The organism is Lutibacter sp. (assembly GCF_021647475.1).
Classification (GTDB): domain Bacteria; phylum Bacteroidota; class Bacteroidia; order Flavobacteriales; family Flavobacteriaceae; genus Lutibacter.
This window is the reverse complement of the sequence record NZ_JAKIUR010000010.1, coordinates 59,137-74,043: the sequence shown is the minus strand read 5'-3', so window position 1 is coordinate 74,043 and position 14,907 is coordinate 59,137. Positions and strand designations below refer to the sequence as shown.

Here is a 14,907-nt window from a genome sequence, read left to right as displayed (position 1 = left end):
AATAAACTTTTATCAAGAATATTTGCCGTTGTAAATCGTGAAACACCTTATGTGGATTTTATGAAATATGCAGCTTAAAAATTAGTGATAAATTTTAATGTTTTTATTTGTTTTAATCATAGAATACAATTTTTTATCAAAAATTACCTGACTTGCCGTTAGCCATTCTCGAATTAACGTAATAGTATGTTTAAAGAATTAAAATGCACAACGAGTTAATTAAATATTTTATTCAATTACTGCTTCATAAATTAAATCTAGTATTTTGGTTCTAATATCTTGTTCACCAAGCTTATTATTTTTCATTGTAGGATACACTCTGTTAGATAAAAATACATAAAGAAGTCCATTTTCTGGATCAACCCAAGTATAAGTTCCAGTAAATCCACTGTGCCCAAAACTACTTTTTGAAGCGTATTTACTGCAAGCTTTAACTTCAGGATTCAATTGGGGTTTATCAAAACCAAGTCCTCTTCGAACACTATCTTTTTCGTAATATCTATGGTTAAATTTATCAATAGTCTTTTCCTCAAAATATCTCTTTCCTCCATAAAAACCTTTTTGTAAATACATTTGCATTATTTTAGCTACATCATTTGAGTTTGAAAAAAGTCCTGCGTTGCCACTTACACCATTCATCATTGCGGCTCCCATATCGTGTACATCGCCTTGTAAAGTTTGATGCCTAAAGTAATCATCAATTTCAGTTGGAGCGATTTGTGATTTATTAAATTTTCTTAACGGATTATATCCTAGAGTTGTTGTTCCCAAAGGTTTGTAAAAATTATCAGCATCTACATCTTCCATTTTTTGATGATACGTTTTTTCAATATATTTTTTAAATAAGTAAAAAACTAAGCCACTGTATTTGTAGCCTTCTGTTTTTCGTTGAGGAGCTTCTGCAATCTTTTTGTAAATAGTATCTGTATAAGAATTAATTAGGTATAAATTTTGAGTCACTTTAATTGAGAATTCCTTACTTTTTTTGTTCTTATATATGTTTGGAAATGGTATAGTAGTAATACTATCAATTGTACTTAAATAATAAGGAATCCAAGCTTTAATTTTAGCAACATGTGATAAAGCTGCTTTTAAAGTAATAGTATCTTTGTTTGAACCTTTTAGGTAAGGCAACATTTCACCAAGTGTAGTATTTAAATTTATGACACCCGTTTCCTCACTTTTCATAATCATTGGTAAACCACCTAATATTTTGGTTACTGAGGCTAAATCATATAAATCAGTTAGTTTTACTTTTTGTTTTTTATCATAAGTTTGATAACCAAAGCTTTTATGATAAACTACTTTTCCATAACGTGCAACTAATACTTGTCCGCCAGGAGCCATTAAAGAGTCAACCACAATTGTTGTAATTGAATCTATTTTTTGAAGAGCTTTACTACTCAAACCAACTTCTTCTGGAATACCATAGGAAAGCCTCATTAAGTTTGTGGTACTTAAACCTGTTCCTTCAGGAAAAATATTTTTAATTGAGACTGGTAATTTTCCTTTTGATTCTAAAGCTCCAAAAATAATTTGGGCTGAAATTTCTTGTGATATTTTACTATTTTGATAAGAAACAATAATTGCATTAATAGTACTAAAATCAGGAATGTTTAACAATGAATAAGGACTTGTAAAAACATCTAAAATAACTGGATGATTCTTCGATATTTCTTTTAACCAAGTAACTTCTTTTACAGTCATTTTGTAACTTTTCCAAGGAGTTTCATTTGATTTATGAAAACCAATAATAATGGTATTATAAGTCTTTAACTTCTGAAGTAAACCTTCTATATTTTTATCTGAAATAATATCAATTTTTGTGTATTTTTTTAAGGTATTCGTAAAATTATAATTATCGGAATCTCCTAATTTAACATAGGCTATTTTATTGTTTGATAAGTCTTTAATTGGTAAAATTCTTCCATCATTTTTTACAACAGTAACAGCTTCTTTTATTAAAGATCGATAAAGTAATTTATCTTTAATGGTTACAATATCTTTGTGAATGTTATTTTGATTTATGGGAATAAATTTATTTAGCCCAACTAAGTATTTTGCTTCTAATATTTTTCTAACAGAGTTATTGAGTCTTTCTATACTTATGGATTTATTTTTAATGGCATTTTTTATTTTTTTTATACCCGATTTAATATCTTCCGGAATTAGCAGAATATCATTACCAGCTTTAAAAGCAGCTAAATCTATTTCTCCTGGGTTAGCATAATTTGAAGCGCCTTTCATATTTAGAGCATCAGTAAAAATAAGACCTTTAAAACCCATTTTTTCTTTTAAAAGATTGGTAACTACTTTGTGCGATAGAGAAGTAGGTACACCTTTAGCTGGTTCTAAAGCAGGAACATTTAAATGAGCAACCATAACACTGGCTAAATTGGTTTTAAACAATTTTTTATAAGGATATAATTCCATAGTATCCAAGCGTTTAATTCCAAACGGCACTAAAGGAAGTGTTTTGTGTGAATCGGTTGAAGTATCTCCATGACCAGGAAAATGTTTAGCATTAGCCAAAACATGTTCGCTTTGCATTCCTTTGATAAAAGCCGCTGCTTTGTTAGTTACATTGTATTTGTTTTCACCAAACGACCGATTTCCAATTATTGGGTTTTTAGGATTGGTATTGATATCTACAACTGGAGCAAAATTGACATTGATTCCAATTCTTTTACATTGTTTGCCAATTTGTTTGCCAACTTGCTCAATTAATAGGTTATTTTGAATTGCTCCTAAGGTCATATTCCATGGATAACGAAATGTATTTTTTAAACGCATATTTAAACCCCATTCTCCATCAAACCCTATGAGTAAAGGAATTTTTGATTTTTTTTGAAAAATAGTTGTTAATTTTGCCTGCTTTTCTGCAGTTCCTTGCATAAAAATAAGACCACCAATATGGTATTTTCTTATTAATCGTTTTATATAATTTGTATGCTTTTTATCTTTATTGGAATAAGCCTGAACCATGTAAAGTTGCCCTATTTTTTCATTTAGAGTCAATGATTTCATAATACTATCTACCCATATTTTTTGGTTTATAGCATCGGAAGAAAGTAACGGATTCTTTTGTTGTCCATAGCTTAATGAAAGTGTTAAAAAGCCTGTGATAAGGAGTAATTTTTTCATTATATAATAAATTTAATTTTTTAATATAGCTCCAGTTCCGTTTAAACTTGAAAACAGGATTTTTCCATTTTTTAATTTTACACCTTCGGCAATGTCTTTTTTTAATAACATTGCACCATCCATATCAACATAATCAAGCATTGGAGTTAAATGTGCAATTGCTGAAATTCCGACGGAAGATTCTGTCATACAGCCAACCATGGTTTTTAAACCTAAAGATTTGGCTTTTTTAATCATTCTTTTGGCTGGAGTTATTCCTCCACATTTCATTAATTTTATATTTACACCGTGAAAATAATGTAAACATTTTTCAATATCGTTTTCTTTAATACAACTTTCATCTGCAATTATAGGTAAATACGAATTTTCTAATACTATTTTTGCACCTTTCCAGTTTTCTGCAGGAAGCGGTTGTTCAATAAATTCAACACCTAATTTTTGTAATTCCACTGAATTTTTAATGGTTTCATTAACGGTCCATCCACAATTAGCATCAATTCTAAAAATTGAATTTGAGTGTTTTCTTAATTCGGTAACTATTTGAATATCGTTTTTTGTACCCAACTTAATTTTATAAATTGGCCAAGGCATTTCTTTCATTTTTAAAACCATATTTTCTATAGAATCAATTCCAATGGTATAACTAGATTGTAATGATTTATTAAGTTTTAAATTCCAATATTCATATAATTTTATTTCTTTTTTACGTGTATATAAATCAGTGTAAGCTTCATCTAAAGCACACAATATAAACATGTTGCTTTTGAAATGAGGATATAAATACTCCCAAAATTCTTCAGGTGTTTTGTTAGTAGAAATTTCTATAACTGCTTTTTTTTGAATTAGTTCTTCTTCAAATTGTGCAACAGTTGTATGATAATAAGGATTTGCCGTAGCTTCGCCAAAACCAGAGACCCCATCTTCTTGAAGCGTTACTATTATTGATGGAATTTCAGTTCTAGTTCCCCTTGAAATTGTAAAAGGATGTTTTAATTGTAATTTAAATGTTTTTAGTTTTAATTTCATCTTAATGCTTCTCTTAAAATAGAAACAGGATGTTTAGAAACCCTTTTAGTTCCATCTTTGATTTGATGTCTGCAACTAGTTCCTGAAGCTGCAATAACGGTATTTTTATTTGTATTTCTAATTTTTGGGAATAAGGTGTCTTCTCCAATTTTCATACTCAACTCATAATGCTCTTTTTCATATCCAAATGAACCTGCCATACCACAGCATCCGGAGTTGATAATACTTACTTTGTAATTTTCAGGAATAGAAAGCATTTGAAATGTAGGCTCAGTGCCACTCAATGATTTTTGCTGACAATGTCCGTGAATTTTTAATGTTTTGCTTTCTGTTGTAAAACTTGAAGTTGAAATGTTATTTTTTTTGAATTCTTGTTTTATAAACTCTTCAATGGTAAAAGTGTTTTTAGCAATTTCTTTTGCTGCTTTTTTGTCGTCAGCCAGTCTTAGATATTCATCTCTAAAAGTTAAAATGGCGGAAGGTTCAATACCAACTAAAGGTCTTTTTTTTGAAACAATATTTTTGAAAAAGTTTACATTAAAATTGGCTTTTTCTTTAGCTTTATCTAAAATTCCTTTTGAAATAAAACTTCGTCCACTTTCTTCATGTTGGGTTATGTTTACTTTGTAGCCTAAAGCTGTTAATAATTCAATAGTATCAATACCAATATTTGCATCGTAATAATTGGTAAATTCATCCATAAAAAGAAATACTTCACCAAATTTATTAGGCTGATTTAATAAGCGATTTTTATTCTTTTTATACCAATTATAAAAAGTTGTTTTAGCCAATTTTGGAATGCTTCTTTCAGTTGCAATTCCCATTATTTTTTTAGTAAGTTTTGTGTTTAGCACCAAATTAGTAAAACTAGGAGTGAGGCTACCCAATTTATTCCATTTTACATTGTTGGCAAACATACTAGTTCTAAACGGAACACCATTTTCTTTGTAATATTGATGTAAAAATTCGGCTTTTAAAGCGGCAACATCTACATTACTTGGGCATTCACTTGCACAGGCTTTACAACTTAAACACAAGTCGAAAACATCATACAATTCTTTGTGATTGAATCTATTTTCTTGGGTTGAATTAGTTAAAAATTCACGTAAGGTGTTTGCTCTTGCTCTTGTTGTGTCTTTTTCATTTTTAGTTGCTCGGTAACTCGGACACATGGTTCCACCGGCAGAAATTGGTTTTCTGCAATCACCTGAGCCGTTGCATTTTTCAGCTGCTCTAAGAATTCCTAAACTATCAGAGAAATCTTGAATAGTATCAATTTCAGGCTCAATTCTATCAATTTTATATCGTAGATTTTCATCCATTAAAAATGCATCTACAATTTTACCTTTATTAAATATGTTATTTGGATCAAAAGTGTTTTTAATTCGCTTTAGGAGCTCATAATTTTTTTCCCCAATCATTAAAGGAATAAATTCTGCTCTTACAATTCCATCGCCGTGTTCACCGCTAAAGGAACCTCCATATTTTTTTACTAATTGAGCTGTTTCAGTAGTAATTTCTCTAAATAAAACTACATCTTCTTTTTTCTTAAGATTTAAAATGGGGCGTAAATGAATTTCCCCAGCACCTGCATGAGCATAATACACCGCTTCTTGTCCGAAATCATCCATCATTTTGGTAAATTCAGAAATGTAATCTGGAAGGACGTCAACATCCACAGCCGTATCTTCAATACAAGCCACAGCTTTTTTATCACCAATAATATTACCCAATAAACCTAAACCAGCTTTACGTAAATTTAATGCTTTAGTGATGTCGTTATTTTCTAATTTTGGGAACGCATAACCTAGTTTATGTGCTTCTAAATCTGAAATTAATTTATCTGCTAAATCACGAGATTCTTTAGTTGAATTTGTACAAATTTCAAGCATTAAAATTGCTTTAGGATCGCCTTCTACAAAAAATCTGTTTTTTAATTGTTCTCTATTGTTTTTGGTACAATCTAAAATGGTTTTATCCATTAATTCACAAGTGTATAAGTTGTGATTCATAGCAATAACCACCGCTTCTAAACTTTCTTTAACACTATTAAAATGAGCCGCAACCATTATATTTTTAGCTGGAGGCAAATTATCTAAATGCAAGGTTATTTCAGTGGTAAAAGCCAAAGTTCCTTCACTTCCAGCTAGTAATTTTGCAACATTTATACTTTTGTTTTCACCTCCAAAAAGTTCAAATTTTAATAATTCATCTACCGCATAACCATTATTTCTTCGGTGAATACTTTTTTTAGGAAATTCCTTTATAATTTCTTGTTGAGTTTCTTTATTTGATAATTCATTAAAAATAGAATTGTAAATAGTACTTTCTAAAGAGTTTCCTGCTTTTTTTTGATTGAATTCAGAAACGTTTAGTTCTTTAAATACAGCTTCAGATCCATCACTTAAAATGGTTTTTAATTCAATAATTTTATCGCGTGTAACGCCGTATTTTATAGAGGTTGTGCCACATGAATTATTGCCAACCATTCCACCAATCATGCACCTATTACTTGTTGAAGTATTTGGGCTAAAAAATAATCCGTATGGTTTTAAAAAGAGATTAAGTTCATCTCTAATAACACCAGGCTGAAGGGTAACGGTTTTATTCCTTTCATTAAAAGCTATTATTTTAGTAAAATGTTTGGATATATCTATAATTAATCCATCTCCGACACATTGTCCAGCTAATGAAGTTCCCGCAGCTCGTGGAATTAAAGTGATTTTATTTTTAGTAGCAAATTGAATGAGTATTTTTAAATCGGCGTTATTTTTAGGATAAACAACACCTAAGGGAATTTTTCTATACACAGATGCGTCAGTAGTATAGATACTTTTATGTAGTGCATCAAAATGTACTTCGCCAGCTATTAATTTTTTAAGATTTTGTAAATCCAATTTTCAAAAATTTAATTTATTAAGGATTATAAGTAACGCCACTACTATGGTCTTTCTTTGCTCCAGTAACACTTTTTAGGCAATTAATTTGTCCTTCATCTTTTAAAAAACCTAATAATGCAAAAACTAAAGCCTCTTTGTAATTTATAATAGTATCTTCAGGAATTATCAATTGAGTTTTTGTGTAGGATTGAATGCGATTAATAAGAAATGTGTTGTAAGCTCCTCCTCCGGCAATCAATACTGTTTTTTCTGAGTTTGATGCTATTTTTTTCGCAATTTGTATGGCTATGTGTTCAACAAAAGTTCTTAAAATATCGTTGATTTCAAGGTTGTATTTATCAATTATTGGAAAAATGATTTCTACAACAAATTCGTATCCCAAAGATTTTGGTTTTGTGTCATTATAGAACTCTAAATCATTAAGTTCATCAAGTAGTTTTTCATTTAACTTTCCACTAGATGCAATTTCACCTTTATCATCATACTCCATATTTAATGGTGCTACATAATGATTTAACACAATATTTACAGGGCAAATATCAAAGGCAATTCGTTGGTTGTTTTCATTGAATGAGATGTTGGAAAATCCACCTAAATTTAGGCAATAATCATAGTTAGAAAATAAAAGTTTATCACCAATAGGAACTAAAGGAGCACCTTGACCGCCAAGTGCAATGTCTTGTACTCTAAAATTACAAATGGTTTTTAAGCCTGTAATAGCAGTTATTTGAGGACCATTTCCTATTTGAAGTGTGTAATTTTTTGCAGGATTATGGTAAATTGTATGTCCGTGAGAAGCTATAAAATCGATTTTGGTAATTTTATTTTTTTGAATAAAATTTAAAATGATTTTTCCTAAATGCATACCATAATCTGCATCTAATTTTGTGAGTTTTTCACCTGATAAGTGGAAACCATTTTTTAAAGTAGATTTCCAGTCTTTACTATAAGTGGCAGTTGTCGCCTTTAAAATTTCAAAAGTATAGTTGTTGTTGTGATTGATTTTTACATAAGCCATATCAATTCCGTCTAAGGAAGTTCCACTCATTACACCAATTATATATTTGCTCATTTGCTTCATGTTATATAAATTTCCCTTTGTAGTAATCTAATACATTTTTAACACTTTTGTGTTCTTCTAGTAGGGTTGATGCTAAATTTTGATCAATATGAAGCTCATCCATAAGCATTAAAGTCCCTCGGTTTACTAGCTTGTTATTGTTTAATTGCATGTGTACCATTTTATTACCTTTTACTCTTCCTAGTTTAATCATTACTGAAGTAGAAATCATATTTAAAACTAATTTTTGTGCAGTTCCAGCTTTCATTCTTGTGCTTCCTGTAACAAATTCAGGACCTACAATTACTTCTATAGGAAAATCAGCAACTAAAGATAAAGGACTATTTTCATTACACACAATACATGCTGTATTAATTTTATGTTTTTTAGCTTCTTTAAGTGCTCCAATAACATAAGGAGTTGTTCCTGATGCTGCAATACCAACTAAAACATCTTTATCTGTAATATTATAATTTTGTAAATCTTTCCAAGCTAGGGTTGTATCATCTTCAGCGTTTTCAACTGCTTTTCTAAGAGCACCATCACCTCCAGCAATAAGGCCTATAACCCAATCGTCTGAAACTCCATAAGTTGGAGGGCATTCAGAGGCGTCTAATACACCAAGTCTTCCACTTGTTCCTGCACCAATATAAAATAGTCTGCCACCATCTTTCATTTTAGAGTAAATGGTATTCACTAATTTTTCAATAGAAGGAATAACTTTTTTAATGGTATTAGGTACCGTTTTATCTTCAGCATTTATATTTGTGAGTAACTCTAAGGTACTCATTTTTTCTAGGTTATTATAGTTAGAAGCCTGTTCGGTAGTTGGTTTATTATTCATGTTGTTGTTTTACAATTATTAAACTTAAAATTGTTAATAGTGCGTTTACTAATATATTCATAAATCCTAAATCAAATGAGAATAGGGTTATAAATAGGTAATTTAAGAAATAGGTTAGAAGTGGCATTAAAATGCAAATGTATGGAACAGCTGCATCTCTAATTTTTATTTTAGTAAAAATTCCAAATAAATAAAGTCCCAATAATGGACCATAAGTATATCCTGCAACTTTAAATATTGTTGAAATAACATCTCCTTTACTGTGTGAAAATGCCATTATAATTAAAAATATAACTACTGAAAACCCAAATAAAACTATATTTTTTAAACGATTTTTTTCTTTTGGATTTTTATGTTCAATAGCTAAAAAATCATAAGTAAAAGATGTTGTTAAAGCTGTTATTGCAGAGTCTGCACTTGAAAAAGAAGCTGCTGTTATTCCTAAAATAAAACTAATGCTGGCTATGGTTCCAAAATGGTTTAAAGCTAACATTGGGAATAGAGCATCTGTATTTATGAATTTTCCGTTTTCTATTTCTAATTTTATACCAAATTTTTCGGCATATAAGTATAACATAATTCCTAATCCTAAAAATAAAAATTGAGTTATGGCTAAAATAAAACTAAATGTTAATAAATTATTTTGTGCTTCTTTTTTGTTTTTACAGGTTAGGGTTTTTTGCATCATATTTTGATCTAATCCTATCATGGCAACAGCAATTAATATTCCTGAAATAAATTGTTTAAAAAAGTTACTCCCAGAATTAAAATTCCAATTAAATATTTTAAAATATTTATGATGTGTTATTGATGTAATGGTTTCTGAAAAAGTTAAATTTAATGCATTTTTTACAGCATAAATAGCTACTATAGCTGCTAATATTAAAAAGAATGTTTGAAGTGTATCTGTCCAAACAATAGTTTTTATTCCTGATTTATTAGTATATAGCCATATTAAAGCCAAAATTATAATAACACTTACGTAAAATGGGATGTTAAAAGCATCAAAAAATGCATATTGCAAAATTTTTGCTGCAAGTAATAATCTTAAAGCAGCTCCAAATGACTGTGATATTAAAAAAAATAGCGAACCTGTTTTGTAAGTTTTTATTCCAAAACGTGTATTTAAGTACGAATAAATTGATACTAATTTTAACTTATAATATATGGGAATAAGTACATAGGTAATAAATATATATCCAACAATATTTCCAAAAACAAATTGTAAATAATAGAAATAATTGTTAGCAACCATTCCTGGAATAGATACAAAAGTAACACCAGATAAAGCTGCACCAACCATTCCAAAGGCCACTAATTGCCAAGGAGATTTTCTATCACCTGTAAAAAATGAATTTTCGCTTCTATTTAATGAGGTGAAATAGGAAATTAAGAGTAATAGCCCAAAGTAGGCTATTAAAATGAATAAAATTAGAACTGGGTTCATTAAAATTTATAGGTTAATAATTTAAAAAATGGGGCAACAAATTTCTTTGAAACCCCATTTATAACTATTTAAAATAAAACTTAATTAGATACTTGGGTCAGCAGGAATATTAGGATTATTTTCTCTTTCATCGAAAGGATAAGGGTAGTAGTTTCTATTACGTTCAATAAAATAATCACCACCCGCTGGGATTACTAAATTTGGGTGAATTCTCCTAGAGTCTTCAAAGCGCATTCCACTCATAAATAACTCAATAGACCTGTTTTTGAAAATTTCATTTAATATGTCAGATTGGCTATTTACATCTCCAGTCCAAGCTCCTAAGCCAGCGTTTACCCCGTAAACATCATCAGTTTTTTCTCTAACAAGATTTATGTTAATAACCGCATTTGGTAAATCAGGAATTCGTGCATAAGCTTCAGCTTTAATTAATAACATTTCTCCTGGTAAAAAAACAGGAATTGATGTTGAAGCGGAAGTAAAAAAACCTAAAGCATTGTCAACTCCATGTAATCCGAAATCAGTTTCGAATTCATCAACAGGAGATAAGTAAAAAGAAATTCTACCGTCTCCAACTTCTGGAATATAACTGCCAGTTAAACCAAAATTATCTTGAGGTTTAGTATCAGGATTATTAAAAACTGCGAAATCATATACAGGATTTCTTGCAACAGTACCATCATAAGTCCATTCAGACATAGAAGTTAAATCTACTGCATTTGCAACTGTAATTGCAGCTGTATAATTTCCTGCAAATAAATTATATCTAGCTAAAAAGGCGTTGATGACATTTGGTAAATCTATATTAGGGATATAGCTAGAAAACTCATCAGAAATAGGTGTTGTAGCTATTTCAGTTTTAGCACTTTCTAATAAATTAATACATTCAGCTAAAACTTCAGCTCTTGTATTAAAAATTGCATTACCATTTAAGTCATTGTTTATTGGTGCTTGTTCAAAATTTTGAATTAAGTACCCTAAAGTTATTGCTTTAAACCATTTTGCGTAAGCACTAAGCCCTGATTTTGTTCCTGGCTCCATATCAATATTATCAACATTTGCCAATATAGACTCTGCCATACCCTTATCTCTTAATAATCTAGACCATAATCGGGTAACACCTGCGTTGTCGCTATTTAGCATTGTACCACCTGCGACTAATTCACTTGGTGTAACAAAAGTTAAAAGATCTCCAAATTCTCTTGTTGTTAGTCCTGGAATTTCAACAACAGGAGATAGTGTTGAGGTTGCAAAATGTTCTGTCATCCCAACAGATTCAGCTAATAAACCTGCTTTTGTTGTTAAAACCTGATCTTCTGCAGGTTGATTAACATTGTTGAAATTTGTTTCACAAGCAGTAAAAGACAATATGCCAGTTACCACTATAAATATTTTTATTAATTTTTTCATTATTCTATCATTTAAAAATTAAAGATTACACCCAATTTATATACTGCAGGAATAGGTACATTTGCCATTTCTTGTCCTTTAACACCATTGGTTTGCCCTTCTGTATTAACTTCAGGATCAGATCCCCAATAGTTATCAATTGAAATTAAATTATTTCCGCTTAATGTAAATTTAACATTTTTAAGATAACTTTTATTTAATTTTAAATTGTAAGTAAGTGCAATTTCTCTAAGTTTAATATATGATCCGTCTTCAATAAAAGACTGAAAAATACCAAAGTTAGCAACAGAACTTCCTTTAGGAATTATACCATTTAATTCATCAGCAGTCGATTTTCCACCTTTAAAGAGGTAACCCATACGTTTATCCCAACTCATAACATCATTTCCTTTAGAAATATCCCATTGAAATCTAAAACCAAAGTTTTTATATTCAAATTCATTGGTAATGGATGCGGTATAATTTGGATTAGGATCTCCAATAATTTTTCTTAAGACAGTTCCTGTTGGTTGCCCATTAACATCATAATCTTGAACTGGAGTATTACCTTCATAATGACCTAATGCTTTTTGTACTTTTCCAACATCAGTTAATAATTTATCACCGTTAGCATCCGTTGCAAAATAAGTTCCATAAAAAACACCTAAGGCTTCACCTTCTTGAGCCACAGAGGTTCCAAACATTCCTAGTCCTTGTCTATATCCTTCTACATTAGTAGCTTTATTTTTATTATGACTAAGTGTACTTGTAATAGACCAACTTAAATTCTCATTTCTAATAGGTGTTCCTTTAATTAACAACTCAAAACCTTTATTGGTCATATTTGCAACATTTGCATATTGCTGATCAAAACCTGTTGAAGGAGATAAAGGTCTATTAATAAGTAAATGATCTATTTTTTGGCTATAATAAGAAAACTCTATACTTAATCTATTATTTAACATAGAAGTATCAAACCCAAACTCTGTTTCAGTTTGTCGTTCGGGTGCTAGATTAGGATTGCCTTGTATTGTGGAAGGGATTAATCCTATATTTCCATTATAGGTAGAACTATTATAGTTTGTGTAAATTAGGTATGGTCTTAAAGCTGTTAAATTTCCTGCTTGTCCCCAAGCTCCACGTAATTTAAAAGAATCAAATATATTACCAAATGAGTTTTTCCAAAAATCTTCGTCAGAGATAGCATAAGAAGTACTTACTTTAGAATAAAATTGTTGACGTTCATCTAGTCCAAATGTGGAAGCTCCATCTAATCGTCCGGCAAGAGTTAAAAATAATTTATCTTTGTAATTAAAATTTTGTTGTAAGTATCCACCCCAATAAGAAGCTTGAGTTCTATAGTCTATTCCAGCAGAGGCTGAAGCAGGATCTGTTACTATTACACCATCAATAGCAAGTACAGAATTATTAGTAACGCCAAACCTCTGTATTTCTTCATATTGGTAACTATAACCCGCACCAGTAGTAGATTTTAAATTATCAGATAGTTGAAATTGGTAACTCATATTGATATCGCTATTAATCATATCAGAATTGATAGTTACCTTTTGAGATAAACCATCTGGACGCGTGTTAAATCCATTTGGAATATAGATTAATCCTTCTGAATTAGAATGATCATAACCAAAAGTATAATTAAAATTAAATCCTTCAAAAGGTGTTAATTTTAATTGAATATCACTTATTGATCTGTAGTTTTTAGTTGTTGCATCAATTCTATCAATTGCTTCTCTTGGATTTGCCATCCATCCAATGTTTGGATAGTTTCCAAACTCATCTGGAGCGATGTTATTTATATTGTCTGCAAAAAGTAAACTTGTAATTGGTCCATAGTTTTTACCATTTGGCATATCATTACTTTTGTTAAAAGATATAAATGAACCCGCAGACATTGAAAACCAATCGTATAATTTTTGATCTAATCTTATACGGAACGTTTTTCTATCAAAATCTGTATTTCTAACAATACCACCATTTTTATATTGTGAAGCAGAAAAACTATATTTTGTTTTTTCAGTTCCTCCATTTATGTTTAATGAGTTTTCATATCCATAAGCCGTATTAAATATATAATCTTGATAATCATAACGTGTAGCTGGCACTGCAGTATCACCATCCCATTTTAGTTGAGCATCATTATAAGGCATTTTTTTTCTTAAATTATTAACATTAAAACTAGTAGCATAGGTAATTCTGGGTTCTCCTATTTTTCCTTTTTTAGTAAAAATTTGAATTACACCATTACTTGCTCTTGATCCATAAATTGCTGCTGCTGCAGCCCCTTTAAGTACCTCAATGCGGTCAATGTCATCTGGATTAATGTCAACTAACCTGTTTTGAGTGTAACCTCCAAGGTTAATTAAAGTTGAAGAACTATTATTTATAATTACCCCATCAATAATATATAATGGATTTGAATTGCCAGTAAGAGTACTAGCACCTCTTAAGCTAATGGAAACACCTCCTGAAGGGCTTCCAGAGTTTCTGTTAATTTGTGCTCCTGCAATTTGTCCTTGAAGTGCATCACCAATACTAACTACAGCCTTAGATTGACTTAAATCCTTACTGCTAATTGTAGAAATAGCGGAGCCTAGTTGTTTTTTTGTAGCAATACCAGAGGTACCTGTTACAATAACTTCATCTAAGTTTAATAAATCATCAGCTAATTTAAAATTAACTGGATTTTGGTTCTCAATTTTTTTCGTACTAGATTTCATACCTAGATACGAACATTTTAATTCTTGTCCTATACTAGCTTTTATGCTGTAATTTCCATCGAAATCAGTTAAAGCACCAGTTTTTTTACCAACTATAGTTAGGTTAGCTCCAGCAATTGGAGTGCCTTGTTCGTCGGTTACTTTTCCAGTAATTTCAATTTCTTGAGAAAAAACACTTAAGCTACAAAATAATAAAGTAACAATAATTAAATTAATGCGTGTAAAAATACTTTTCATTTGGTATTTGGTTTATGTTAAGTATTCAAAACTACCATTTTTTTTTTAATAACGTTAAGTTATTGTTAAAAAAATGCAAAATTTAACATAAAAAAACGCAAATAAATGCATTTATATAGGTG

At 30.0% G+C, this 14,907-nt stretch carries 8 protein-coding genes; all 8 read right to left on the bottom strand.

The window, feature by feature from the left end; all coding sequences use genetic code 11:
* Positions 1-228: 228 nt before the first annotated feature.
* The 8 genes from L3J60_RS04110 to L3J60_RS04075 all read right to left on the bottom strand — a co-directional run bounded on the left by L3J60_RS04110 (position 229) and on the right by L3J60_RS04075 (position 14,785).
* The gene (locus L3J60_RS04110; RefSeq protein ID WP_291974221.1) at positions 229-3,144 is read right to left on the bottom strand and encodes a glycoside hydrolase family 3 N-terminal domain-containing protein; all 2,916 of its coding nucleotides are present in this window, start codon (positions 3,142-3,144) and stop codon (positions 229-231) included.
* Positions 3,145-3,156: 12 nt separating this feature from the next.
* Entirely contained in the window at positions 3,157-4,170 is a 1,014-nt protein-coding gene (locus tag L3J60_RS04105; protein WP_291974220.1) for a dipeptide epimerase, read from the bottom strand.
* Positions 4,167-7,067: an FAD-binding and (Fe-S)-binding domain-containing protein gene (locus L3J60_RS04100; protein ID WP_291974219.1), complete on the bottom strand. Its 2,901-nt coding sequence runs from the start codon at positions 7,065-7,067 to the stop codon at positions 4,167-4,169. Before L3J60_RS04100 ends, L3J60_RS04105 begins: the two co-directional genes overlap by 4 nt.
* Before the next feature lie 19 nt (positions 7,068-7,086).
* Positions 7,087-8,142 (bottom strand): anhydro-N-acetylmuramic acid kinase, encoded by a 1,056-nt coding sequence (locus tag L3J60_RS04095; protein WP_366836812.1) that lies wholly within the window; start codon positions 8,140-8,142, stop codon positions 7,087-7,089.
* 10 nt (positions 8,143-8,152) lie between these two features.
* Positions 8,153-8,974 (bottom strand): N-acetylmuramic acid 6-phosphate etherase, encoded by an 822-nt coding sequence (gene murQ / locus L3J60_RS04090; RefSeq protein ID WP_291974217.1) that lies wholly within the window; start codon positions 8,972-8,974, stop codon positions 8,153-8,155.
* Positions 8,967-10,421: a sodium:solute symporter gene (locus tag L3J60_RS04085; protein WP_291974216.1), complete on the bottom strand. Its 1,455-nt coding sequence runs from the start codon at positions 10,419-10,421 to the stop codon at positions 8,967-8,969. Before L3J60_RS04085 ends, murQ begins: the two co-directional genes overlap by 8 nt.
* Before the next feature lie 84 nt (positions 10,422-10,505).
* On the bottom strand, positions 10,506-11,831 hold the full coding sequence (locus tag L3J60_RS04080) for a RagB/SusD family nutrient uptake outer membrane protein (RefSeq protein ID WP_291974215.1): 1,326 nt from the start codon (positions 11,829-11,831) through the stop codon (positions 10,506-10,508).
* 11 nt (positions 11,832-11,842) lie between these two features.
* Positions 11,843-14,785, bottom strand: a complete 2,943-nt coding sequence (locus L3J60_RS04075; RefSeq protein WP_291974214.1) for a SusC/RagA family TonB-linked outer membrane protein — start codon at positions 14,783-14,785, stop codon at positions 11,843-11,845.
* Positions 14,786-14,907 lie beyond the last annotated feature (122 nt).

Excerpts from the sequence above, each read along its gene's own strand:
- L3J60_RS04110 (WP_291974221.1), bottom strand. The coding sequence starts at position 3,144 with ATGAAAAAATTACTCCTTATCACAGGCTTTTTAACACTTTCATTAAGC.
- L3J60_RS04105 (WP_291974220.1), bottom strand. The coding sequence starts at position 4,170 with ATGAAATTAAAACTAAAAACATTTAAATTACAATTAAAACATCCTTTT.
- L3J60_RS04095 (WP_366836812.1), bottom strand. The coding sequence starts at position 8,142 with ATGAGCAAATATATAATTGGTGTAATGAGTGGAACTTCCTTAGACGGA.
- murQ (WP_291974217.1), bottom strand. The coding sequence starts at position 8,974 with ATGAATAATAAACCAACTACCGAACAGGCTTCTAACTATAATAACCTA.
- L3J60_RS04085 (WP_291974216.1), bottom strand. The coding sequence starts at position 10,421 with ATGAACCCAGTTCTAATTTTATTCATTTTAATAGCCTACTTTGGGCTA.
- L3J60_RS04080 (WP_291974215.1), bottom strand. The coding sequence starts at position 11,831 with ATGAAAAAATTAATAAAAATATTTATAGTGGTAACTGGCATATTGTCT.
- L3J60_RS04075 (WP_291974214.1), bottom strand. The coding sequence starts at position 14,785 with ATGAAAAGTATTTTTACACGCATTAATTTAATTATTGTTACTTTATTA.